General features: G+C 64.8%; 23 protein-coding genes. 16 read left to right on the forward strand and 7 right to left on the reverse strand.

Going from position 1 to position 22,930, the window contains the following annotated elements; translation table 11 throughout:
* Positions 1–72: 72 nt before the first annotated feature.
* Positions 73–528, forward strand: coding sequence for a hypothetical protein (locus tag HKW67_RS15510; RefSeq protein WP_171226256.1), 456 nt, complete (start codon positions 73–75; stop codon positions 526–528).
* Positions 525–1,316 carry a hypothetical protein gene (locus HKW67_RS15515; RefSeq protein ID WP_171226257.1) on the forward strand — a complete coding sequence of 264 codons (792 nt, stop codon included), beginning with the start codon at positions 525–527 and terminating at the stop codon, positions 1,314–1,316. Before HKW67_RS15510 ends, HKW67_RS15515 begins: the two co-directional genes overlap by 4 nt.
* Positions 1,317–1,342: 26 nt before the next feature.
* Here HKW67_RS15515 and HKW67_RS15520 read toward each other — a convergent pair whose 3' ends face one another.
* The 3 genes from HKW67_RS15520 to HKW67_RS15530 all read right to left on the reverse strand — a co-directional run bounded on the left by HKW67_RS15520 (position 1,343) and on the right by HKW67_RS15530 (position 3,820).
* The gene (locus HKW67_RS15520) at positions 1,343–1,696 is read right to left on the reverse strand and encodes an arsenate reductase family protein (RefSeq protein ID WP_171226258.1); all 354 of its coding nucleotides are present in this window, start codon (positions 1,694–1,696) and stop codon (positions 1,343–1,345) included.
* Between the two features lie 135 nt (positions 1,697–1,831).
* A complete protein-coding gene (locus tag HKW67_RS15525; protein ID WP_171227691.1) occupies positions 1,832–2,413 on the reverse strand; it encodes a sugar O-acetyltransferase in 582 nt (193 codons plus the stop codon).
* A gap of 144 nt (positions 2,414–2,557) precedes the next feature.
* A complete protein-coding gene (locus HKW67_RS15530; RefSeq protein ID WP_171227692.1) occupies positions 2,558–3,820 on the reverse strand; it encodes a dicarboxylate/amino acid:cation symporter in 1,263 nt (420 codons plus the stop codon).
* 56 nt (positions 3,821–3,876) lie between these two features.
* Between HKW67_RS15530 and HKW67_RS15535 the strand changes: the two genes are divergently transcribed.
* Together HKW67_RS15535 and HKW67_RS15540 are read left to right on the forward strand one after the other, a co-directional pair.
* A complete protein-coding gene (locus tag HKW67_RS15535; RefSeq protein WP_171226259.1) occupies positions 3,877–4,887 on the forward strand; it encodes a hydrolase in 1,011 nt (336 codons plus the stop codon).
* Positions 4,888–5,104: 217 nt separating this feature from the next.
* Complete coding sequence (locus HKW67_RS15540; RefSeq protein ID WP_171226260.1) at positions 5,105–6,142, forward strand: amidohydrolase family protein; 1,038 nt, start codon at positions 5,105–5,107, stop codon at positions 6,140–6,142.
* A gap of 284 nt (positions 6,143–6,426) precedes the next feature.
* On the opposite strand, the gene HKW67_RS15545 is transcribed toward HKW67_RS15540, so the two are convergent.
* Positions 6,427–7,140 (reverse strand): MBL fold metallo-hydrolase, encoded by a 714-nt coding sequence (locus tag HKW67_RS15545; RefSeq protein WP_171226261.1) that lies wholly within the window; start codon positions 7,138–7,140, stop codon positions 6,427–6,429.
* A 207-nt stretch (positions 7,141–7,347) separates the two neighbouring features.
* Between HKW67_RS15545 and HKW67_RS15550 the strand changes: the two genes are divergently transcribed.
* The gene (locus HKW67_RS15550) at positions 7,348–7,710 is read left to right on the forward strand and encodes a hypothetical protein (protein ID WP_171226262.1); all 363 of its coding nucleotides are present in this window, start codon (positions 7,348–7,350) and stop codon (positions 7,708–7,710) included.
* Here HKW67_RS15550 and HKW67_RS15555 read toward each other — a convergent pair.
* Positions 7,635–7,925 (reverse strand): hypothetical protein, encoded by a 291-nt coding sequence (locus HKW67_RS15555; RefSeq protein ID WP_171226263.1) that lies wholly within the window; start codon positions 7,923–7,925, stop codon positions 7,635–7,637. The two genes, HKW67_RS15550 and HKW67_RS15555, sit on opposite strands and share 76 nt — an antisense overlap.
* A 155-nt stretch (positions 7,926–8,080) precedes the next feature.
* On the opposite strand from HKW67_RS15555, the gene mnmG reads away from it, so the two are divergent.
* The 10 genes from mnmG (at position 8,081) to HKW67_RS15605 (ending at position 19,712) form a co-directional block, all read left to right on the forward strand.
* Positions 8,081–10,066 (forward strand): tRNA uridine-5-carboxymethylaminomethyl(34) synthesis enzyme MnmG, encoded by a 1,986-nt coding sequence (gene mnmG / locus HKW67_RS15560; protein ID WP_171226264.1) that lies wholly within the window; start codon positions 8,081–8,083, stop codon positions 10,064–10,066.
* A 582-nt stretch (positions 10,067–10,648) separates the two neighbouring features.
* Positions 10,649–11,407 carry an SIMPL domain-containing protein gene (locus HKW67_RS15565; RefSeq protein ID WP_171226265.1) on the forward strand — a complete coding sequence of 253 codons (759 nt, stop codon included), beginning with the start codon at positions 10,649–10,651 and terminating at the stop codon, positions 11,405–11,407.
* A gap of 284 nt (positions 11,408–11,691) precedes the next feature.
* The gene (locus tag HKW67_RS15570; protein ID WP_171226266.1) at positions 11,692–12,486 is read left to right on the forward strand and encodes a ParA family protein; all 795 of its coding nucleotides are present in this window, start codon (positions 11,692–11,694) and stop codon (positions 12,484–12,486) included.
* 32 nt (positions 12,487–12,518) lie between these two features.
* Positions 12,519–13,502: a ParB/RepB/Spo0J family partition protein gene (locus tag HKW67_RS15575; protein ID WP_171226267.1), complete on the forward strand. Its 984-nt coding sequence runs from the start codon at positions 12,519–12,521 to the stop codon at positions 13,500–13,502.
* An 80-nt stretch (positions 13,503–13,582) separates the two neighbouring features.
* Positions 13,583–14,626, forward strand: coding sequence for a BMP family protein (locus tag HKW67_RS15580; protein WP_171226268.1), 1,044 nt, complete (start codon positions 13,583–13,585; stop codon positions 14,624–14,626).
* A gap of 9 nt (positions 14,627–14,635) precedes the next feature.
* Positions 14,636–15,415: a Nif3-like dinuclear metal center hexameric protein gene (locus HKW67_RS15585; protein WP_230981183.1), complete on the forward strand. Its 780-nt coding sequence runs from the start codon at positions 14,636–14,638 to the stop codon at positions 15,413–15,415.
* A gap of 29 nt (positions 15,416–15,444) precedes the next feature.
* Positions 15,445–17,013, forward strand: a complete 1,569-nt coding sequence (locus HKW67_RS15590; RefSeq protein WP_171226270.1) for an ABC transporter ATP-binding protein — start codon at positions 15,445–15,447, stop codon at positions 17,011–17,013.
* Positions 17,010–18,071 (forward strand): ABC transporter permease, encoded by a 1,062-nt coding sequence (locus tag HKW67_RS15595; protein ID WP_171226271.1) that lies wholly within the window; start codon positions 17,010–17,012, stop codon positions 18,069–18,071. Before HKW67_RS15590 ends, HKW67_RS15595 begins: the two co-directional genes overlap by 4 nt.
* A 235-nt stretch (positions 18,072–18,306) precedes the next feature.
* Complete coding sequence (locus HKW67_RS15600; protein WP_171226272.1) at positions 18,307–18,993, forward strand: ABC transporter permease; 687 nt, start codon at positions 18,307–18,309, stop codon at positions 18,991–18,993.
* Positions 18,994–19,037: 44 nt separating this feature from the next.
* Positions 19,038–19,712, forward strand: coding sequence for a YiaD family glycine zipper/OmpA-like lipoprotein (locus HKW67_RS15605; protein WP_206044448.1), 675 nt, complete (start codon positions 19,038–19,040; stop codon positions 19,710–19,712).
* Between the two features lie 170 nt (positions 19,713–19,882).
* Here HKW67_RS15605 and HKW67_RS15610 read toward each other — a convergent pair whose 3' ends face one another.
* On the reverse strand, positions 19,883–21,046 hold the full coding sequence (locus tag HKW67_RS15610) for a baeRF3 domain-containing protein (RefSeq protein ID WP_171226273.1): 1,164 nt from the start codon (positions 21,044–21,046) through the stop codon (positions 19,883–19,885).
* Positions 21,043–21,408: an HPF/RaiA family ribosome-associated protein gene (locus HKW67_RS15615; protein WP_171226274.1), complete on the reverse strand. Its 366-nt coding sequence runs from the start codon at positions 21,406–21,408 to the stop codon at positions 21,043–21,045. The genes HKW67_RS15610 and HKW67_RS15615 overlap by 4 nt, the downstream gene beginning before the upstream one ends.
* A gap of 134 nt (positions 21,409–21,542) precedes the next feature.
* Here HKW67_RS15615 and HKW67_RS15620 point away from each other — a divergent pair, with 134 nt between their 5' ends.
* Positions 21,543–22,850 carry a dipeptidase gene (locus HKW67_RS15620; protein WP_171226275.1) on the forward strand — a complete coding sequence of 436 codons (1,308 nt, stop codon included), beginning with the start codon at positions 21,543–21,545 and terminating at the stop codon, positions 22,848–22,850.
* The last annotated feature ends 80 nt before the right edge of the window (positions 22,851–22,930 follow it).

Raw genomic sequence — 22,930 nt, forward strand, 5'->3', positions numbered from 1 at the left:
CCCCATTTCTGCTGTCAGGAAAACACCTGTCAATGGGACGGTCCATTTCTGCTCGCGGCGTACATTTCAGCCATGCCGACGCCATCCTCGACGCTGCTGCGTCAGCTGTTTCCGTCGTGGGCGTTCTTTGATGAAGCCCGTCTGCCGCCCACGCTCCAGCTCAGACTGCTTCCGGATAGCGGCACGACTGGCTCGTGGCAGCATGTTATTCGCCCGTCGCCGCGCCGTTGGTGGCATGTGGTGTTCAATCCTGCAGGCACCCAGACGCTCGCCGCCCAAACACTCGTGGAGCGCTGGTATACCGAGCTCGTCGAACTGGGAGAGCGCTCCGCCGCCTGCCAGGAGTCGCTCAGCCTGGTTACCTCGCTGGCCGAACATGCGCTGGCCGAACATGCGCTGGCGGCGTCGACCGACGGGCGCGACGCCTGGCAGCTTCGGCTGATCGTCACCGACGACGACGATGGCGTCATACACGTCGTGTACGAGAGCGACCGCCTGCTGTGCACGAACGTTCGCGGGACATCGTGAGCGAACTCCCGGCCCTGCTGACCACGACCATCGTTTGGATGTGCCGCATCGCGGCGCTGGCGGCTGCGGTGAACGCACTCGAGCTCATCACCATGCGGCAGGCGCTGTCCGACCGTGGCGTCTGGCGGGCGCCGCTGCTTTCGCCGCGGTGGGGCGTCTGGGGTCTGCTGCTCGGCCCGCGCGCATTCCTCGTGGTCCTCGTGGCGCAGCTCGCACTCGCGGTGATCCTGGCCGTGGCGCCGGGCACCACGGCAGGTTGCGTCGCTGCCGCCGCGCTGGCGTTCACCTCGTGGCTGGCGGCCCTACGCTTCCGCGGGAACGTGAACGGCGGCAGCGATGCCATGCTCTTCACCGTGCTCGGTGGGCTCGCGGTGGCGCAGCTCCCCAACGTGACCAGCGTCGTCCACGAGGGCGGTGTGCTCTACATCGCGGCGCAGCTCACACTGTCGTACGTGCGCGCCGGCATCGTAAAAGCGAAGGAACGCAGCTGGTGGAGCGGACGGGCTCTCTCGGCCTTTCTGGCGCTGCCGGCGTACGGTGTACCGGCCTGGGCGCAGCGTCGCGTCCCGAACGACCTGTTCGCGCTGCGCATCGCGTCCGCAGGCGTCATCGCCTTCGAGTGCCTCGCTCCGTTGGCGTGGTTCGATCGCATCGCCTGTATCGCGCTGATGGCCATGGCGCTCACGTTTCACACCGCCACGGCGGCACTCTTCGGACTCAATCGGTTTCTGTTGGCATGGAGCGCGGCACTGCCCTCGCTCTGGTACGCGGTGCACCGCGTGCGCTAGTTCGCGCTAAATCGCGACAGTACGCGCTACGACGCGAGCCACTCCTTCCACAGCTTCTCGTCGACACCGATGCACACCTTGTTCTGGAACCGCACGAGCGGCTGCTTCAGAATGAACGGCTCATCGGCGAGGATGCTGAGCCAACGCTCCTCGCCGTACAGCGCCTGACGCAACCCGAGATCGAGAAAGCGCTTCGACGTGCGATCGATGACCGCGTCCACGCCGAACTTCTGCGTGAACCGCTTGAGCTCCCCGATGGACGCCGGCCGCTCAGCCAAGTCACAGAAGTGCACCTTGATGCGGCGCTCCTGAAAGAAGCGCTGCGCTTTTCGCGTGTCGGCACTTTTCTTGGTGCCAAAAACCTGGACCACGGTTTCCATGGTGTGATTTCCGGGGGGAAGCTGTTTGGGGGTGAACGTGTGGGCGACAGGTGGAAGCGGTGCGTACCGACCGTCCGAAGCGGTACTTCACCCCGACGCCCACACGGTGGCACCTAAACTACTTCCGGTGGGAAATCACACGTTAACCACCGCGGCCGGGTTGCCGTACGCCACCGCATCGGCCGGGATGTCTTTGGTGACCACACTACCCGCGCCGATCACGGCCCGCGCTCCGATCGTAATTCCCGGCATTACCAGCGCACCGGCACCGATCCATGCGCCGTCACCGATGGTGATGGGCGCCGCCTGCGTGACGTACGGCGAGAGCCCCGAGTCCGGCGTCCACGACGCCGGCAGCCGCTCCTCGGCGCGGAGCGGGTGAAACGCGGTGAGCAGTTGCACGCCCGGTCCGATCAAGACTTTCTCGCCGATGGTGATCCGCGCAGAATCGAGAAAGACCGCGTTGACGTTGACGAACGTGTGTGCGCCGATGCTGATGTGCACGCCGTAATCGCAGAAGAACGGCGGCTCGATCCAGACACCGTCTCCGACCGCACCGAGCAGCTCGGTCAGTACCCGATTGCGCCAAACAGCATCGGTGGAGGGAACCGCCGCATACTCGCGCATCAGCGCTCGCGCCCGGTGGGCCAGCGCCAGCAACTCGGGATCACGCGAGTTGTAGCGCGCGCCCGAAAGCATGAGTTGCCGCTGGGTCACGGTGTCCATCGTGTGATTTCCCGGGGGGAGCTGTTTGGGGGCGAACGCGTGGAAGTCTAGCGGAAGCGGTGCGTACGGACCGTCCGAAGCCGTACTTCCCCCCGACTCCCACACCTTGGCACCTAAACTACTTCCGGTGGGAAATCACACGTTCGCCACCGCGCCCGGGTTGGCATCCGCGTATGCCATTTTCGCATCGTCGAACGCGCCTTCACTCCGCGACACCACCAGCGTCGCGACACCGTTGCCGATCAGGTTCGTGATCGCCCGCGCTTCCGACATGAAGCGGTCCACGCCCAGCAGCAGCGCGACGCCCTCCACCGGTACGGTGCGGGTGGCGGCCAGCGTACTGGCCAGCACGATGAAGCCGGACCCGGTCACGCCGGCGGCGCCTTTGCTCGTCAGCATGAGAATGCCAAGGAGCGTGATCTGTTGCGAGATGCTCAAGTCCACCTTGTACACCTGCGCGATGAAGATCGTGGCCATCGACAGGTAGATGCTGGTGCCGTCGAGATTGAACGAATAGCCGGTGGGGATCACCAGCCCCACGACGGGCTTCGCGCAGCCGTACTGTTCGAGCTTGATCAGCATGCGCGGCAGCGCCGCTTCGGAACTCGACGTGCCGAGCACCAACAGAATCTCGTCCTTGATGAAGCGCAGGAACTTCCAGATGCGGAAGCCGTACGCGCGGCAGATCAGACCCAGCACCACGAACACGAACACCGCCATCGTCAGGTAGACGTCGAGCATCAGGCGCGCGAGTGGGATGAGCGTCTTGAGGCCGAAGGTACCCACCGTGTAGGCCATCGCACCGAATGCACCGATCGGCGCGAGCACCATCACCATCGACACGATCTTGAAGAACACCGCCTGAAATCGCACCAGCAGATCGGCGATGTCGCGTCCCGCGTCACCCACCGCCGTGAGCGCGACGCCGAAGAGCACCGAGAAGAACACGACGGGCAGCAACTCACCGCTCGCGAACGCCGCAATGATGTTGCTGGGCACGATGTGCAGCAGGAACTCGAGCGTGCTCTGTTGCGCACCGGCCGTCGTGTACTTGCTCACGTCGCCCAGTTGCATGGTCGAGATGTCGAGACCGGCGCCCGGCTTCGTCACGTTTACGATGATCAATCCAATCGCCAAGGCGAGCGTGGACACCAGCTCGAAATACAGCAGCGCCTTGCCGCCGACGCGTCCGAGCTTGCGCAGGTCCGCCATGCTCGCGATGCCGTGCACGATCGTGAGGAAGATGATCGGCGTGATCACCATCTTCACGAGATTGATGAACGTGTCGCCGAGGGGCTTGAGCGACTTGGCGGTATCCGGGGCGACGACGCCCAGCAGAATGCCGAGCGAGACGGCGACGAGCACCTGAAAAGTCAGGTTCCTGAGGAGGCGCGAGATCACGTGGGGGGGTGACAGAGGAAGGAACCTTGCCGAACACTCTACATATTGTCTCCATGTCCACGACATCGCGCCCCTATCGGCCAGCTTGGTGGCTTCCAGATCCTCACAGCGCCACGCTGTGGGGACGGATCGGCCGCCGGGAGCCCCAGTTGGCGGTCCGCGTGGAGCGCTGGGACACCCCCGACGGCGACTTCGTCGAGATCGCCCGATTGGAGAGTGCCGATGGAGCGGCCGCGCCGCGTTTGCTGCTTTTTCACGGGCTCGAAGGCGGCATGCACTCGCATTATGCCCGCGCCATGTTCCGCGAGGCGAGTCAGCGGGGATGGGCGGCCGATTTGCTGCTCTTCCGGACCTGCGGCACCGAGCCGAATCGACTGCCTCGCAGCTACCACTCCGGCGAAACCTCCGACCCGCTTTGGGTCGTCGAGCAGATTTCCCGCGAATTCCCCGATGCGCCCCTCGGCCTGATGGGCGTCTCGTTGGGCGGCAATGTGCTGTGCAAACTGCTCGGCGAGTTCGGTGACGTCATGCCCGAGCAGGTCGTTGGCGCCGTGGCGATGTCGGTGCCGTTCGACCTGGCCCGGGCCTCGCGGCATATCGGTCGGGGGTTCGGCGCGATCTACGAGAAGTTCTTTCTCAAGTCGCTGATTCCGAAGGCGCTGGCCAAGATCGATCGGCATCCCGAGCTGGCGGGGCTGCGCCGGGTGCAGCAGGCCCGCACGCTCTGGGAATTCGACGATGCCTTCACCGCACCGTTGCACGGCTTTCGCGACGCGGCCGACTACTATGCCCGCGCCAGTTCGCTGCGGTATCTGGCGCGGATTCAAGTCCCGACCCTCCTGCTCAGCGCCGTCGACGACCCGTTCCTGCCGTCTGATGTGCTGCAGGAGGTCACGCGCGAGGTGTCTGAGAACCCGCACGTCGAGCTCGAATTCCCGTCCCGTGGCGGACACGTCGGATTCACGGCCGGTACGCGTCCGTGGAATCCCTGGTACTACGGCGAGTGGCGGGCCGCCGAGTTCCTTGCCGCCCGGATGCGACGGTTCGTGCGCGCGCCCCGATAGCCAACATCCATCACACCACTCATGAATCCACGCGCGCTGATCCTCTCCGTGGCCCTGTTGGCCGGTTGCCTCCTCAGCCTTTTCCCTAAGCCGGCTCGCGCTTCACGCGGACTCCCCGACTCGCTCACCGTCATTCACGCCGGTACCATGCTCGACGGGCGTGGCGGGCGTCTCAGCAATGTGTGGGTGGTCGTGCGGGGGGGGGCGCATCGAGCGGGTGAGCACGAAGCCCATCACGCTCTCGGGCGCGACCCGCATCGAGCTCGGCGCGGCGACGCTGTTGCCCGGGCTGATCGACGCGCACACCCATCCCGGCTGGTACGTCGACAAGCAGGGAAAGCGGAATTCGCCCCGCAGTGGTGATTCGCCCGCCGAGGCCGCGCTGGCGCGGGCCGGCAACCTGTACGCAACACTGATGGCGGGGTTCACCACGATCCAGAGCATCGGTGGACCGGAAGATGACGAGCTGCGTGATGCCATTTCCCGCGGGCGCATTCCGGGGCCGCGATTGCTCACATCGCTCGCGCCGATCAACAGCACGCGTCCGTCGCCCGATTCCATGCGTGTCATCGTACGCGGGCTCAAGGCACAGGGTGCCGATTTGATCAAGCTGTTTGCGTCCAGCGGTTTGGGCGCGGGCGGTGCGCAGACGCTGTCCAACGAGCAGATCGCGGCAATCTGCGGCGAGGCGAAATCGCTGGGATTGCGCACGCTGGTGCATGCGATCAGTGCGGCGAGCGTGAGGGCGGCGGTACTCGGTGGATGCACGCAAATCGAGCATGGCATCTTCGTCACCGATGCCGAGCTCACACTCATGGCGGAGCACGGCACGATCTTCGATCCGCAGCTCTGTCTCGTATTCCAGAATTACATCGACCATCCCGACGCCTACAGCTTCACCGACTCCACACTCGCACCACTGAAGGCGGCAATCCCCACGGCCAGCGCGATGTATGCGCGCGCGCTGCGCGTCCCGAAGCTCAAGATCGTGTTCGGCACCGACGCCGTAGCCCTCGCCCATGGGCGAAATGCCGACGAACTGCTCTGTCGCGTGAAGTCGGGTCAGTCACCCATGGCGGCGATCATCTCGGCGACTAGTGTCGGTGCCGACGCGCTCGGCCTCGGTGACCGCATCGGCAGCATCGTGCAGGGCTACGAAGCGGATCTGATCGCCGTCGATGGCGATCCCTCGCGCGACATCGGCGCGACGCGGCGGGTGACGTTCGTGATGCGGGGCGGCGTCCGCTATCGCTGAACGTCGGCCTGCGTTGACGGGATAGGAACGGTTCCAGCTTGACACAGATACGAACCGATATGAACGGACACGTTGGACTTGCTCCGTGTAGACATCGGGCGACCCTGCTCGCACGACGAGTTCTATTTCCTGTTGTTGTTTGATCTCTTGCTATCAGTTGCTACCGGTTCGTATCCGTGTCAGGCCGGAACCGCCGTTTCTGTTTGTATCCGTCGGGGTGTCGAATTGGCGTTGACGGGACGTGTGCGGAGATGTGCCGATGATGCGGTTCAGTCGCGACGTCGTCAGCGTGGCCAGATCGTAAAGCGCGGCAAGCGCGTGCGCGTGAATCGGCCGCGCATGGTGCGAACGGTGGAGTCGAGCATGATCAGATCGGCGCGCGAGAGTTCGAGTCGGTCCTCGTCCGGCTGGTCAACCGTGCCCACCGGATAGTCCGTGAACGGCGTACGCGCTTGTTCAATGTGGGTGCCGAGGATTGCCGACACCTGACGTGATCGCGTGAACCCGACTAGGCGCGCCGTGCTGGCGGCGAACGCCGCGGTGTCGCGCACATAGAGCCGTCCCGGGTAGAACGTGTCTCCCGTCAGGAGCACTGCCGTCTTTCGATCGTACACGGCGATGCTTGCGGGCTCGTGTCCCGGAATGGCGAGCACGTCCAGCATACGGTCGCCCAGGTCGAACGCCACGGCGTCGGAGCGCTGCGCGCGAAATCCGAAGAAGGCGTAGACCGCCGCGCTATCGCGGGGAACGAGCATGATGCCGGCGCGGTCACGGAATTGCGCGTCGCCGGCGATATGGTCACCGTGACCGTGACTGTGCGCCACCACGAGCGTACGCACAGCGCCGCCGTGCTTCGCGCGCCATGCGGTGAGCAGACTGTCGATTGGCGCCGCCACGTCGATGCCGCCGGCGCCCGTGTCGATCAGCAACGCCCGCGTGCTACCGATGAGCAGATAGAGGAACGGCTTCTCGTAGTTCGTGCAGGCGGGCTGCCGCAAGATGTAGAGGCCCTCCCGGTACTCATGTATACGGAACGTTGGGCGGGCGTCACAGGTTATGCCTCCGGCGTACCACGTGACGGGCATACTGCTCCCACTCGACCGCGACCGCGCCACCGTGCCAGCGCAGGCGACCAGGGCGAGGCTGCACGTGAACGCGCGAACCAGCGTTTTAATACACATCGCTCTCCCGCTTAGATTTTTCTGATGCCAGGACGCTGGAGCTGGACCGATGCAGCCATCTTCATCGTCTTTTTCGTGACGATTCGCTGCGTGCTTATCTGGCTCGCCACCAAGGCCTTCGTCATGATGATCCCCGACGGCGACGCCTGCCCGATGTGCGACGACGAAACGCTGGCGATCGAGCGGGTGGGCGGGTGGCGGGTGCTTGGTGAGCGCTTCCGCCGCAGCTGGTGCATTGGCTGCGGCTGGGAAGGGGTGCTCCGGCGGAGCGACGTGTGGTTGTCAGCCGAACGGCATCGCAAGCTGGTAAATCAGATCGAGGCATCCATGGCGAAGAGCCGGAGCCATTCGGGCCAGTTGCCGCTCAACTCGAAGAAATCGTCGTAATACACGAGCCCGGCCCCCTCGAGGCGCTCGATCAGCTCACCGAGCGTGTCCTCACCGACCAGGGGTCCGATGGCGATCAACGACCCTTCGATCCGGAATTCGTCGGGTGTGAGCCCCAGCGCTTCGTCCACCTGAGCGCGGGTCATCTCTACGCGTTCGAACGCCGACTTCCGGATCAGCAGGGTGGGCGCAGTATTCGGGAGGATCAGCGGCATGAGCGGGCGTGGTCGGCAGGTGAGGATCGGGCGATGTCACTGGGACATAGCGGGATATAGCGGCTTCTGGCGGGATATAGCGGCTTCTGGCGGGATATAGCAGCGCAGACGGTCGCGGCGGAACTGGCTTGCCACCGCGTCTACCTTGAAGCGATATGACCGTGCCCCCGACCCACCATCTGCACTCCGCCACCAGCGCCGCGTTCGAGGCGTCGTTCGAGGCGTCGTTCGAGGCGTCGTTCGACGTCGTCGTGATCGGCGCCGGACACGCCGGGACTGAGGCGGCCGTCGCGGCGGCCCGTTCGGGCGCCTCGGTTGCACTGATCACCGGCGCCCTCGAGCAGATCGGACAGCTCTCGTGCAACCCGGCCATCGGTGGCATCGCCAAAGGCACGGTGGTGCGTGAAGTCGACGCCCTGGGCGGCATCATGGCGCGCGCTACCGACCTGGCGTCGGTGCAGTTCCGGATGCTGAACCGTGGCAAAGGACCAGCCGTGTGGGCACCGCGGGCGCAATGCGATCGCGGGCTCTATCGACGTGCGGTGCGACAGCTGCTCGAAGCGCAACCAAACCTCGTCACCATCCAAGGCATGGTGGCACGACTGCTGTTCGACGGGACCGGCGAGCGCGTGTCCGGCGTGGAAACGCTGGAAGGGCGTCGCTTCGGCGCGCGCGCGGTCGTGCTCACCACCGGCACGTTCGGTCGCGGCAAGATGCACATCGGCACCGGGACGCAGATCAGCGGCGGTCGCGCCGGCGAAGCGTCATCGGTGCTGCTCGGCGAGCAACTGGATGCACTCGGTCTCACCACCGAACGCTTCAAGACGGGGACGCCGCCGCGCATCGATGGTCGCAGCGTGCGTACCCGCGATCTCGAGTTGCAGCACAGTGAGATCGAACAGTTCGACTATTCGTGGTCGCATTTCTGGAGCACGCCGCGCGCGAATGTCGTCGACTGCGCACGGCGCACGCGGCATCCGGCGCAGATGCCCTGCTGGCTCACGATGCTCGACGAGGCCGGCACGTCGATCATTGCCACGCATCTCGCCGAGTCGGCGATGTATGGTGGTGCGATCGCATCGCGTGGTCCGCGCTATTGCCCGAGTGTCGAAGACAAGGTCGTGAAGTTTCCCGACAAGGCGCAGCATCAGCTCTTTCTCGAGCCGGAAGGTCACGATACGAGCGAGTTGTATGTGAACGGGTTGTCGACGTCGCTGCCGGCACCGGTGCAACTCACGATCCTGCGCAGCGTGCGCGGACTCGAAGACGTGCGCATGACGCGCGCGGGCTACGCGATCGAGTACGACTACTATCCGCCCACGCAGCTCTCGTCGACACTCGCGTCGCGCGCCGTGTACGGGTTGTATTTCGCCGGTCAGGTGAACGGCACCACCGGTTACGAAGAAGCAGCCGGTCAGGGCGTGATCGCCGGACTGAATGCCGCCCGTTGGGTGCAGGAACGCGAGCCCGTGATCCTCGGTCGCGAGACGAGCTACATCGGTGTGCTGATCGACGACTTGGTCACGCGCGGTGTCGACGAACCGTATCGGCTGTTCACATCACGCAGCGAATTTCGCCTCACGGTGCGGCAGGACAACGCACTCGCGCGGCTCGGCGAGATCGCCGATGGCCTCGGGCTCCTGGCACCGGATGAACAGGCACAAATGGGCTTACGATTGGGCGCGGTGCGAGAAGCCTACGCGCTGGCGGAACGCACGAGCATGACGCCTGCCGTAGCCGACCCGCTGCTGCTGGCCGTGGGGTCGGCGCCCCTGCAGCACGCAGTGCGCGCGATCGAACTCACGCGCCGCCAGGACGTGTCGCTACAAACCCTCTTCGCCGCCGCCGGCGTGGGCGACGCGCTCCCGGTGGACGCGGTGGTCGGCGCGGAGCTCGAGATCAAATACGAGCGCTACTTCGAGAAGGAGCGCAATCGCGCGATTCGACTCAAGGCTCAAGGGTCGGTGTCGTTGCACGAGACGCTGAATTACGAGGCGATGACCACGATCTCGATCGAAGCGCGCCAGAAGCTGACGCGCATCCGGCCGGCCACACTGGCCCAGGCGGGTCAGATCCCCGGCATCAGCCCGGCCGATCTGCAGAACTTGTTGATGGAGCTGCGGCGAACGCTGCCCGAGTAGTTCGTGGTGCGTGGTGCGGGGTTCGCGTCTGCGGACGGCGCTGGGTTGGCTGAAAGCACGGAGGTTCACGCGAAGGGCGCGAAGAGCCGCGAAGCTTCGCGAAGAACAGCCATTGTAAAAGTTAGGCTTTGGTGCCGTGCCGACGTATCGCACGGGGCCCACTCAAAGTATTTGCTGTTCTTCGCGTCTCTTCGCGGCCCTTCGCGAACTTCGCGTGAACCAGCTGGCTGTCCGACGGCACCGAGCACGCCGAAAGCACCGCGGTTTGACGCCAAGGGCGCGAAGTACGCGAAGAACGGCAGCGCGCGTGTGCAAGTTTTTCGGATCTGTTCGTCTCCGAAGAGTGGGCTCGCCGTACCCGGGTGACCAGCCTCGACGCGGCCAACGTGATGCCGAATGATGCGACTATTAGTATTGATGATGGCGTTATAGTGTGTAGATACTGTATTGACAAACGACCACGTTCTGCAACTTATTTTGTACGGTTCGCCATCAAACTGTGCCGAATTTGACCGAATCGGCAACTTCGGGGTATAAGCGATCTACCAGCACTCGCCTTCTTTATAGATGAGGAGTTTCACCATGATTATTCGTTCGTCGAACCGGGCCGTTCGCCCGCTAACGGCCGCCGCCTTCGTGCTCGGCGCCCTCGCCGCGCCCGCACTTGCCACGCACGCCGCCGCGCAGATGTCCATGCCGCAGCCTCCGCCTCAGATCGTCGTTACCGGTCGCGGTGAAGTGCAGGTGGCACCAGATCGGGCGCAGGTGCAGGTCGGCATGGAAACCCAGGCCAAAACCGCCGCGATTGCGTCGCAGGAAAACAACAAGAAGCAGACGGCGATCCTGGCCGCCATCCGCGCACTCGGCATTCCCGCCGCACAGATCCAGACGCTCAACTACAGCGTCATGCCAATCCAGCGATACGATGAGAAGACCCAGCGCGTCGTGATCGAGGGCTACCGGGTCAGCAACATCGTGCAGGTCGAGACCGATAAGATCGAACAGGCCGGCCCGATCATCGACGCGGCCCTCACCAACGGCGGCAATCGCGTGGCTGGACTCGACTTTCTGGTGAAGGATCGGGCAAAGGCGCAGGAAACGGCGCTCACAAAGGCCGTCGAGAGCGCCCGTCGTCAGGCGGAGGTTGCCGCCAAGGCGGCCGGCGGGCAGATCGCCGAACTGCTCGAGCTCAATATCAACGAGTACGAGCGCCCGCAGCCCCGAGCAGTCATGGCGATGGCGAAGATGGAGATGGCCGACGCGTCCGCCCCAACACCGGTCAGCGAAGGCATGGCCACCATCGCCGTAAGCGTGTCCACGCGCTGGCGCTTCACGAAGTAGCCGAAACGGTCGTACGGAAGAGAAAGGGGGAGGCCTGATTGTCAGGCCTCCCCCTTTTCTTGGTAACTGTTCCACGTGAAACGGCGTGATATCGCCCCTCTGTGTTCGCCGTACCGCTCCTGGTTTCACGTGAAACACCGAGATAGGGACAGTATGGGCTTACGGACGCCGAAAGTCGCCAAATTCGTGGCCCAAAGCGTCGGATTGGTCTGCTCACACGATAGTCCCGGACTCGAGCGCGACCTATACTACCGCTCCCCGCGCACCCTCCTCGCAGACGAATCTTGGCACGCATCCTCGCTATCGCCAATCAGAAAGGTGGAGTCGGTAAGACCACCACCGCTGTGAATCTCGCCGCCTCCCTTGCCGTAGCGGAGCAGCGCACGCTGCTCATCGATGCCGATCCCCAGGGCAACGCCACCAGCGGCTGCGGTATCTCCCGCGACGACTTCACCGTGGACTGCTATGACGTCCTTATTGGCGGCGCTTCCGTCGATCAGGCCCTCATTCGCAACGTCCACTTCCGCCACCTCGACGTCCTTCCAACGACGCCCGAGCTCTCGGGAGCCGAGGTCGAGCTGGTGGACGCAGAGGATCGCGGAACGCGGATGCGCGACGCGCTCGCACCCATCCGTGACCGTTACGATTTCATCCTGATCGACTGCCCCCCATCTCTGGGGTTGATCACGCTGAACATGCTCGTCGCGGCCGACGCGATCCTCATCCCGCTCCAGTGCGAGTACTACGCTCTCGAGGGACTCTCGCAGCTCCTCGGCACCGTGCAGCGCGTGCAGGACTCGCTCAACCCCGAGCTCGAAGTCGATAGCGTCCTCCTCACGATGTACGACGCCCGTCTGAATCTGTCGAGACAGGTTGCAGCCGATGCCCGCGCCCATTTCGGCGAGAAAGTGTTCAGCACCGTCGTGCCCAGAAACATCCGGCTGGCCGAAGCCCCGAGCTTCGGCAAGCCGATCGTGGTGTATGACGTGTCGTCCGTTGGCGCGCAGGCCTACATGGCCGTGGCCCGCGAGCTAATCGATCGAACGGCCGCCGCATCGAAGCCTGTCGAAGGCGCGTAACATTCATTGCATCAAGCACTTACGTAGCATTTATGACGCCTGAACCCCCTCGCCGCCTCGGACGCGGGCTCGACGCCCTCCTGGCGCGACGCGACGCGCCGAAAGACGCCGCCAAAGCTGCTGCGACCGGGAGCGACACGTCCGCCGCCGCCAATGCAAATACGTCTGCGGCGCCGAACGTCGAGCGCGAAGAATCACCGCTCCGCACACTCAAGCTCTCGCAGATTCGCGCGAATCCGTATCAGCCGCGTCAGGAGTTCCGGCCCGAGGAACTGGCCGATCTTGAAGCGAGCCTGCGGGTGAACGGACTGCTGCAGCCAATCACCGTGCGCCCTGCCCCGAACGGCACGGGCTACGAGCTGATCGCCGGCGAGCGTCGCTTCCGCGCAGCCTCCCGCTTGGGCTGGACCGAGATCCCCGCCCTCGTGAAGCCGGTCGACGACAAGACGCTCCTCGTCCTGGCGATGATCGAGAACCTTCAGCGCGCCGACCTCGACCCGATCGAAGAGGCCGACGGCTATCAGCGACTCGCCGACGAATTCCAACTCAACAACCAGGAAGTCGCCGACGTCGTAGGAAAGGATCGCTCGACCGTCGCCAATGCGCTCCGCCTCCGGCAGCTTCCCGCCTCGGTGCGCCGGATGTTGCAGGAAAAGCAGCTGACGGCCGGACACGCCCGCGCCCTCCTGCCGCTCGCCACCGAACGTGCGATCGTGGACATGGCGCGCGACATCATCGACGGTGGGCTCTCGGTGCGCGAAGTCGAGCGGCGCGTGCAGGCCGGTCGCCCCAAGCCTCCCGCCGCCGGCAAGAAACAGTCGGACGCCGAAGGCACCGTTCCCGCCGGCGCCTCTGCCGCCACCGTTCGGCAGATCGAGGAGCGTCTTCGTCGGAAACTCCAGACAGGCGTGTCCATTCAGCTATCAGCCAAGGACAAAGGCGAAGTCCGCATCGCGTTCTTCTCCAACGATGACCTCGAGCGCCTGCTCGACCTCCTCGGCGTCTCGCTCGAATAGTTCAAGTTCGGGCGTTTATGCAACACGAAAGCGCCACCATTGATGCATCAACGCGCCTAAACATCCGCAAGGATACCTTTATGCTCACGAATCGTTTTTCCCGCGTTACCGCTGGCGCCCTGCTCAGTCTCCTCGTCGCCTGCGGCGGAGAGAAGGCCGGCACGACCGCCGATTCCACCGGCGCCAAGAAAATGCGGGTGGCCCTGCTCACGCCGGGACCGATTTCGGATAAGTCCTGGAACGGCATCGCCCACGAAGGGCTGCTCGCGATCCGCGATTCGCTGGGCGCCGAAACGTCGCACATCCAGACCAAGACACCGGCCGAGTTCGACGAGAACTTCCGGCAGTATGGGGCGCAGGGATACGACCTCGTGATCGGCAACGGCTTCGAGTACCAGGAAGCTGCCACCCGCGTCGCCCCCAGCTACCCCAAGACGAACTACGTCATCACCTCGGGGCGCGTGACCGCACCCAACGTGGCCGGCCTCGCCTTCGCGTTCGAAGAAGCGTCGTATCAGGCGGGCATGATCGCCGGTGCCATGACCAAGACCAACAAGATCGGTCTGATTGCCGGCACCGAGTTGCCGCCGGTGAAGACCAGCTTCCTCGCCTTCGAGCGCGGCGCCAAGTCGGTCAACCCGAAGGTCAGCATCATCACGTCGTACATCGGCAACTGGGAGGACGTGAGCGCTGGCAAGGAACAGGCGCTCGCCCAGATCGCGCAGGGCGTCGACATCATTCTGCAGAACGCCGACGCTGCCGGACTCGGCGTGTTTCAGGCCGCGCGTGAAAAGAAGATCCTCGCCTTCGGTACCAACGCTGATCAGAACAGCGTCGCACCCGACGTCATCATTGCCAGCGTCGTGATCGATTTGCCGAAGGCGTTTCTGATGGTTGCGCGCGAAGTGCAAGCCGGCACCTTCAAGGGACGCGTCATCAACCTCGGTGTGAAGGACGACGTCGTGCGTCTCGTCATGAACCCGGCGCTGCGCGAGCGCGTGCCGGCGGCCGCGATCGCCGCGAGTGATTCCGTGGGTCTGATGCTCAAGGCGGGTACGTTCACCGGACTCGCCGACGTGCTCCAAGGCACCGACAGCGCGAAGCCACTTCCGCCGGCGAAGTAACTCGTGTCGATGCCGTCGGTCTCACTCCGCGACGTCGTGTCCGCACTCGACGCCGAACTGCGCACGAGTGAGATCCCCGACTATCCGGGCGCGGTGAACGGACTGCAGGTGGCGAACCCCGGTACCGTACATCGCGTCGCCGTCGCCGTCGATGCATCCCGCGCCGCCATCACCGAAGCCGTCGTCTCCGGCGCCGATCTCCTGATCGTGCACCACGGTTTGTTCTGGAGTGGTGTGCAGCCGTTGGTCGGGATGCAGTACGATAAGTATCGCGCGATGCTGTCCAACGGTCTGGCGGTGTACTCGTCACACCTACCGCTGGACTTGCACGCCGAGCATGGCAACAACGTGCGATTGGCGCAGGCGCTGGGGCTTAACCCCGATGGCGGCTTTGCGCGATTCAAGACCGTGGACATCGGCGTGACCGGAACCGCCGACGAGCCCACCGACGAACTGGTGCATCGCGTGCAGGCCTTTTCGGCCCGCTACGGCGGCAGTGTGCGCACGTCGATTCCGGCCCCGGGTCGTCGCACGCATCGGTGGGCAATCTGCACCGGTGGGGGCGCGTCGTCGGAGTCGCTGCGCGAGGCACGCGATCGTGGCGTCGATACGCTGATCGTGGGCGAGGGGCCGCACCACACTACCGTCGATGCGATCGAGCACGACCTGTGCGTGGTGTACGCCGGGCACTACGCCACCGAGACACTTGGCGTGCAGTCGCTCGGTGCGTTTCTCGAAACGCGCTTCGGGCTTCCCTGGACCTTCCTGCACCTGCCCACGGGATCGTGATCCCACGGGATCGTGATCCCGGCGGGAGCATGACGACCCCGCCCTCGGGAGCGGTGCTGCTCTCGCTCGACGGCATCACGCACACGTTCGGTCGTGTGCGCGCGCTCGACGGCGCGTCGCTTCAGGTGCGAGCCGGCAGCGTGCATGCGTTGCTCGGCGAGAATGGTGCCGGCAAGACGACGCTCATGCGAGTGGTGTTCGGACTGTTGCGCGCGCAGCAGGGGGTGATGCAGTGGCGTGGCGCACCGATGACGATGCGATCGCCATCGGATGCCCTGGCCCATGGTATAGGGATGGTGCACCAGCATTTCACGCTGGTCCCCACAATGACGGTGGCCGAGAACGTCGCCCTCGGTGGACATGGCGGCTTCGATCCAAAGCGCGCGGCCGCGCGCGTACGCGAGGTCGCCGCACGCGCCGGCCTGGCGCTCGATCCCGACGCGCGCGTGCAGGACCTGCCCGTCGGTGCGCAACAGCGCTGCGAGATCGTCAAGGCGCTCGCGCGCGACGTGACGCTCCTCATCCTCGACGAGCCTACCGCGGTGCTGGCGCCGGCCGAAGCGGCGGAGTTGCTGCGCTGGATGCGCGCCTATGCGGATGCCGGCAATGCGGTCGTGTTGATCACGCACAAGTTGCGCGACGCGCTCGCGGTGGCGGATGACATCACCGTGTTGCATCGCGGACGCACGGTACTGAGTACGCCCGCGCGCGATACCGATCAGGCCCGTGTAGCCAATGCGATGCTGGGCGGTGCCACGGTGCGCACGGCGAGTGTTCTCACCGGCAGTGAGGCGCCTGACGCGATGTCCAACCGTGCGGATACTGGTGCTGCGACGGAGAACGCCGACGCGATGCCGCCGGTACTCGCACTCAACGCCGTGGCGGTGCGCGATGCGAACGGCGTGGATCGCGTGCGATCGGCCACACTGCAGGTGCGCGCCGGTGAGATCGTCGGCATCGGCGCTGTGGAAGGCGCCGGGCAGCATGAGCTGTTGCGCGTGCTGGCCGGACGCCTTTCACCAACGTCCGGTACCCGTGTCATTCCCAAGAGCGTGGGGTTCGTACCGGAGGATCGTCACCGCGACGCCCTGTTGCTCGATGCGCCACTGTTCGAGAACACGGCGCTGCAGGGTGCGGGCGCACGGCGCGGTGTGATCGACTGGAACGGTTTCCGTACCCGCACGACTGCCCTCCTGCAGCGATTCGACGTGCGGGCATCGGGTGCCGATGCCGTGACCCGCACACTCTCTGGAGGCAACCAGCAAAAGCTGGTACTGGGGCGCGAACTCGAGGCCGCACGCGAAGCGCTCGTGGTCGAGAATCCCTCGCGCGGGCTCGACTTCGTGGCAACCGACGCGGTGCATCAGGCCCTGCGGGCGGCGCGCGACGCGGGGATGGCGGTGGTGGTGTACAGCAGCGATCTCGATGAAGTCGTGCAGTTGGCCGACCGCGTCTTCGCGATGCACAACGGCACGTTGATCGAGAGCGCGCGGAATCGGGACGCGCTGGGCCGCACCATGCTAAGTGGTGCGGACGGTATCACGGTGGGAGCGGGCACGGACGCGAACGCGGGAACTCACGCAGGATCGAACGCATGACGGCGGTGCGTGCGCTCGCGGCTACGACGGCGCGCGTCGGAGTGCTGCTGGGTCTCGCCATCGCGATGCTCGCGGTGCTGTTGATCATCACCGGACATGACGTGGTGCCGGCATTGTCGGCGATGGTGCGCGGCGCGGTTGGATCGTACTATGCGATCACGTCAGCCACGATCGTGCGCATGGTGCCGTTGGCGTTGGCCGGCCTCGCTGTCTCCGTCGCCTTTCGCGCGGGCATTCTGAACATCGGCGCGGAAGGCCAGCTGCTGGTCGGTGCAGCAGCGGCCACGGCGATCAGCGGCTCTCTCGGTGGCGTGTCGTGGTTTGTCGGCATTCCCGTGATGTTGGTGGCGGGTTCGATCGCGGGTGGTGCGTGGGCCGGCATCGCGGGTGCCTTGCGTCTACGATTCGGCGTGCTGGAAGTGATCAGCACGATCATGCTGAATTTCATCGCGCAGTATCTCACCGGATGGCTGGTGCGTGGTCCGTTGCAGGAACCGATGCGGGTGAATCCGCAGTCGGTGACACTTGCTCCCGAACTCCAGATGCCGGTGCTGCTCGAGGGCACGCGTCTGCACGCCGGTGTCCTGCTCGTCGTGTTGGTCGCAGTCATGACGTGGTGGTGGCTACGTAGCACGTCCAGCGGATTCCGGTTGCGGGCGGTGGGTGCCACCCCAACGGCCGCGGCGAGCGCGGGTGGCATCGATGTTCCGCGCACGATGTTCGGGGCGTTTCTGCTGAGTGGTGTGCTCGCGGGGTTGGCGGGCTCGGTGGAGTACACCGGCATCACGTACGCGCTGTACGAAAACTTCTCACCGGGCTACGGCTACACGGCCATCGCGGTAGCGCTGCTCGCGCGACTGCATCCGTTGGGCGTGCTGGCGACCGCCCTGTTGTTCGGTGCGCTCGAAGCGGGCGCGAATGCGATGCAGCGCGATGCCGGCGTGCCGAGTGTCGTGGTATCGGTGGTGGAAGCGCTGCTGATTCTGCTGGTGCTGGCGGCCGATCGCTGGCGGCCATCGCGCGCCGATAGGACGGGCATCGACGAGACAGGCACATGATGCAAGACGTGACCGTTGGCGTGAGCGCCCTGGCCGTTGGTGCGGGCCTGCTGGAAGCGACGGTGCGCACCGCCACACCGCTGGCCTACGCAGCGTTGGGTGAGAGTGTGAGCGAGCGGGCCGGCGTGATCAACATCGGACTCGAAGGGTCGATCATCGCGGGGGCGCTCAGCGCGACCATCGTGGCGGGGGCGATCGGTGTGGGTCGGATTCGCGGCGGGGGCGGGGGCGGGTTTTGCTGGTCGCGGCGCTGTTTGCGCTCTTCGCCGTGGGGCTGCGCGCCGACCAGATCATTACCGGGACGGCGATCACGCTCTTTGCGCTGGGGCTCACCGGCACCGTGTACCGATCGGTGTACGGCTCAGGCGGCGTCGCGCTCACCACACCGACAGCCGCGACGCATGCGCTGCCGGTGCTGTCGGCGCTCCCGCTGATCGGGCGCGCCTTCTTCGCGCAGCCGCTGGTGACCTACGCCCTGTACGTGATCACGCCGCTTCTGGCGTGGTGGATGCAGCGAACCCATGCAGGGCTGGCGCTGCGGGCCGTGGGCGAATATCCCGAGGCCGCCGTATCGGCCGGGATCTCGCCGAGGCGGACTCAACTGGTTGCAGTGCTCTTTGCCGGCGCGATGGCGGGCTTGGCCGGGGCCACGCTGGTACTCGCCCAGGCGGGAACGTTCGTGGAAGGGATGTCAGCCGGGCGCGGCTTTATCGCTATTGCCATCGTGGTTCTGGGACGGTGGCGCCCGCTTGGCGTGGCGGCAGCGGCCTTGTTGTTCGGCGCCGCGACGTCGCTCCAGACGCTGTTCCAGTCTATGGGATGGACCGGCGTGCCGTATCAGCTGTTTCTGGCGGTCCCGTATCTGCTCACCCTGGTGGTGTTGGCCGTCACGGCAAAACGGGGGCAGCGCAACGTGGTATGAAGTGTGCCATTCACCATCGGTACACACTTGAAGAGAGGATCGACATGATGACCAATCGGACCGGCCGCGTGAACACGCGCCTACTGTTGCTTGCAGTGATGGCGAGCTCGACGGTGACTGGATGTGCCAGCCTGAGCCAGAAGGAAAAGGGCGCTGTGATCGGCGCCACGGCTGGTGGTGTGGCCGGCGGCGTGATCGGCCGCAACAATGGCTCGACCGCCAAGGGCGCGATTCTGGGCGCCGCGGTGGGTGGCGCGATCGGCGCCGTGATCGGCCACCAGATGGATCAACAGGCCAAGAAGATCGAGCAGCAGGTCGCCGGCGCCACCGTGGAGCGCGTTGGCGAAGGCATTCAGGTCACCTTCGCGAGCGGTCTGCTCTTCGACTTCGACAGCGACAAGATCCGCGGTGAAGCGGCCACCAACCTGCGCAGCCTCGCGCAGAGCCTGACTGAATATCCGAAGTCCGATCTGCTGATCGTCGGGCACACCGATTCAGTGGGCGACGACAACTACAATCAGTCGCTCTCCGAACGTCGCGCCCGCGCCACCGCCGACTACCTCGTGTCGCAGGGCATCTCGCGTGACCGCCTCCGCACATCAGGCCGCGGCGAGTTGGAGCCGATCGCCAACGCCGACGACCAGAAGAACCGTCGCGTGGAAGTCGCGATCTATGCGAGCGACGCGTACAAGACCGAGCTGAAGAAGGGCAACAACTAACAACCATTGCGAACAGCAACAGGAACAGCCAGAACACGGAGACGACAGATCACACCGAAACCGACACCGATAAGCAAATAGCGCTTCTAGCTTATCTGTGCGTATTCTGTGAATTCAGTGATCTCCGTGTTCTGGCTGTTGCCGTTGCTGTTGCTGTTTCTATCCCGGCCCTAGAACCGATAGATCGCCGCAATGCCCGTGATCGACGGCATGCGGTCACGCGGCACCATCACCACATCGCCGCCCATACGCAACACGATCTCGGCGAGATCGTCGAGAATGTCATCGACATGCGGATCGTCGAGCTGCCCGTGCGAGACATGCGCGGTCGCGCGATCGACGCGGCCTGGCACGACACGATCATCGTCGACCAGTAACGTGCGCACGCGTCCGCCGAGTGCCGCCATGGCGACATCTGAGAGCGCGTCAGAGGCGAGACCGCGCGGAAGGCCGGCCCCGTATTCATCCATGTAACCCTGCAGACGTGCCGTGTATCGCGGCTCGACGATCTCCCATGCCTTCTGCCGGAGCTCATCAGGCGAGAACGCGTCGGGATTGCCGGCAATCGCATCAGGCAGCAGGTGCGTGTTGTGGCTCACCTCGCGGTACAGCGCGTGATGCTCGGGCAGCGCAGCGAGCACCATCGGCAGTCCCGAATGCTTCGCATGGTGCTCGAGAATCGCCCGATCGACCACGCGGAAGAACCGCTCCGTGTCCTTGTCGATCTCGTCCTTGCGTGAACCCGATCCGGCATGCATCGCGATCTGCGCGCCACCGTGTCCAAGTTGACCGACAGAGTTGAACGCGGTGTGCGCGTCCGTGACCTCCTCGCCGAGCGCCTCGATGAGCGTGCGCGGCACGGCCGGGTGCAACACGATTTCGTCGACCGAATCACGATTGCCGTGAAAGAGCCGCACATGATCACGCGTGATCGCGAGCAGCTGGAATCGATCCGCCGACTGTAACACGCGCAACAGCGGCTTGATGTGGAACGAGTCGGCCACGATGGCGCGCTCGGGGACCGCGCGTTGAAGCTTGTACACCTTGTAGAAGTCGGCGTGCAGAAACACCGCCAGCCCGTCGAGCGAATGCGACCAGAATCGCTCGCTGTCGGCCAGATCATGCAGCGGCGCGGTGAAGGCCTCCAACTCGGCGGCGCCCAACACATCGCTCAGCGACGATTCCGCCTGTCGCAGCAGATTGCGAAAGCGCACCACATCCTGTTGCGACTCGGGAAAACGCCGACCTGTGGGAAGGTAGATCGATACACACGGACCGGTGCGATCGAGCAACAGCTCGGGGAAGTGCTCGACCGTTGGCGTGGTGAGCGTCATAGCGACATCCCTTGGTCGACCGCAGGACGGTCGAACGGATCGACCCCCTTCGGCGGGCGAAGCTTGGCCAGACGCTTGTCCAGCACGCGAACGAGCTTCTCGCGCGCGCCGTGAAACGCGGCCGTCAGCGTCGCGGCTGAGTGCGTCACCGCCGTCGGGTCCTGCCCAGCCACGCGTGCTTCGAGCGTGCACTCCTTGTCGGACGCGCCGGACTTCTCGGCGTTCGTGTCCCGGAAGTGCACGCCGATCCTGGTGATCTGGCTCGAAAAGCGGGCGAGCGTGCGATTGAGATCGGTCTCGACTTCACGCATCGCCTCGTCCCGTCCGTCGACGTGGTTGTCCGTATTCAGCTGAATGAGCATGTCCTCTCGCTGTCAGGGGGAAACCCGGAAAGAGTGCACACCGTGTGCCGCACCAGCGGGTCGGCCGGGCCCGGCGTACACTCTTGTAGCTACGGTCCGCGTTATACCCCCTGTCTCCTCAGATACTCCCCTTTATGCCGATTTCGAATACGCTGCGTTGCGCTGCACTTGGATTGGTCGCCGCACCGTCCCTGCTCAGCGCGCAGAACCGCAAGCCGGTTACCGATGAAGCCGCCGTGATGGCCAGTGCGAAGACCGTCCACGCGTCCGTGCTGTCGATCGACACGCACGTCGATATCGCGCCCAGCAACTTCTCGGCGACCGGCCCGAACTACACACAGAAATTGCCGCGCACGCAGGTCGATCTCGCCAAGATGGAAGAAGGCGGACTCGGAGGGGCATTTCTGGTCGTGTACGTCGGACAGTCACCCAAGCTCGACGATGCCGCGTTCGCCAGCGCCAATGCGCAAGCGCTCGAGAAGTTCGACGCGATTCACCGCCTCACCGAACAGCTGGCGCCGTCGCGATCCGAAATCGCGTACACCGCGGCCGATGCCCGACGCATCCACGCCGCCGGCAAACGCGTGATCTTCATCGGCGTCGAGAACGGCTTCCCCATCGGCGCCGACATCACGAACGTGCAGAAGTTCTTCGAACGCGGCGGCCGCTACATGTCGCTCGCGCACAACGGTCACAGCCAGCTCTCCGATTCGAACACCGGTGAACGCGACGGCGTGTGGCTCCACAACGGCCTCAGCCCACTCGGCCGGCAAGTGATCGCCGAAATGAATCGGCTCGGCATGATGATCGACGTGTCGCATCCGTCGAAGCAGTCGATGCTGCAGACGATCGCACTCTCAAAGGCGCCGATCATTGCGTCGCACTCGGGTGTGCGCGCGATCTGCAATCACAGCCGTAACATGGACGATGAACAGCTGACCGCGCTCAAGAAGAACGGCGGCGTGATCCAGCTCGTCGCGTTCAACAGCTACGTGAAGTGCGATCCCGCGCGCGACCTGCCGCGTGAGCAGGCCCGTGCCGCCGCGATGACCGATCTGCGCGCGGAGTTCGGCATCACCGCCACCGATCGTCGTGAACAGCAGGCGCAGATCCAAGCGCTCGCCGACGAGAAGCGCAACGCGTATCTGGCGAAGCAGGAGGACATCACCGCGCGACGCTATCCGTCGGATCCGCCGGCGAACGTGAAGGACTTCGTGAACCACATTGACTACGTGGTAAAGCTGATCGGCATTGACCACGTGGGCATCAGCTCGGACTTCGACGGCGGTGGCGGCGTGGACGGCTGGCGCAACGCGTCGGAATCGCTGAACGTCACGGCGGAACTGGTGCGCCGCGGGTACTCGAAGAGCGAGATCGAGAAGATCTGGGGCGGGAATTTGCTCAGGGTCATGGAGCAGGCGGCTGCAGCGTCGAAGCGCTGAACTGGCCGTCACGTGGGTTCTGAGTGGTGAGTTGAAGTCTGGAGTTCTGGGTTGGAACACTTCCGACTCGAAACTTCAAC

The sequence above is a fragment of the Gemmatimonas groenlandica genome, assembly GCF_013004105.1.
GTDB lineage: Bacteria > Gemmatimonadota > Gemmatimonadetes > Gemmatimonadales > Gemmatimonadaceae > Gemmatimonas > Gemmatimonas groenlandica.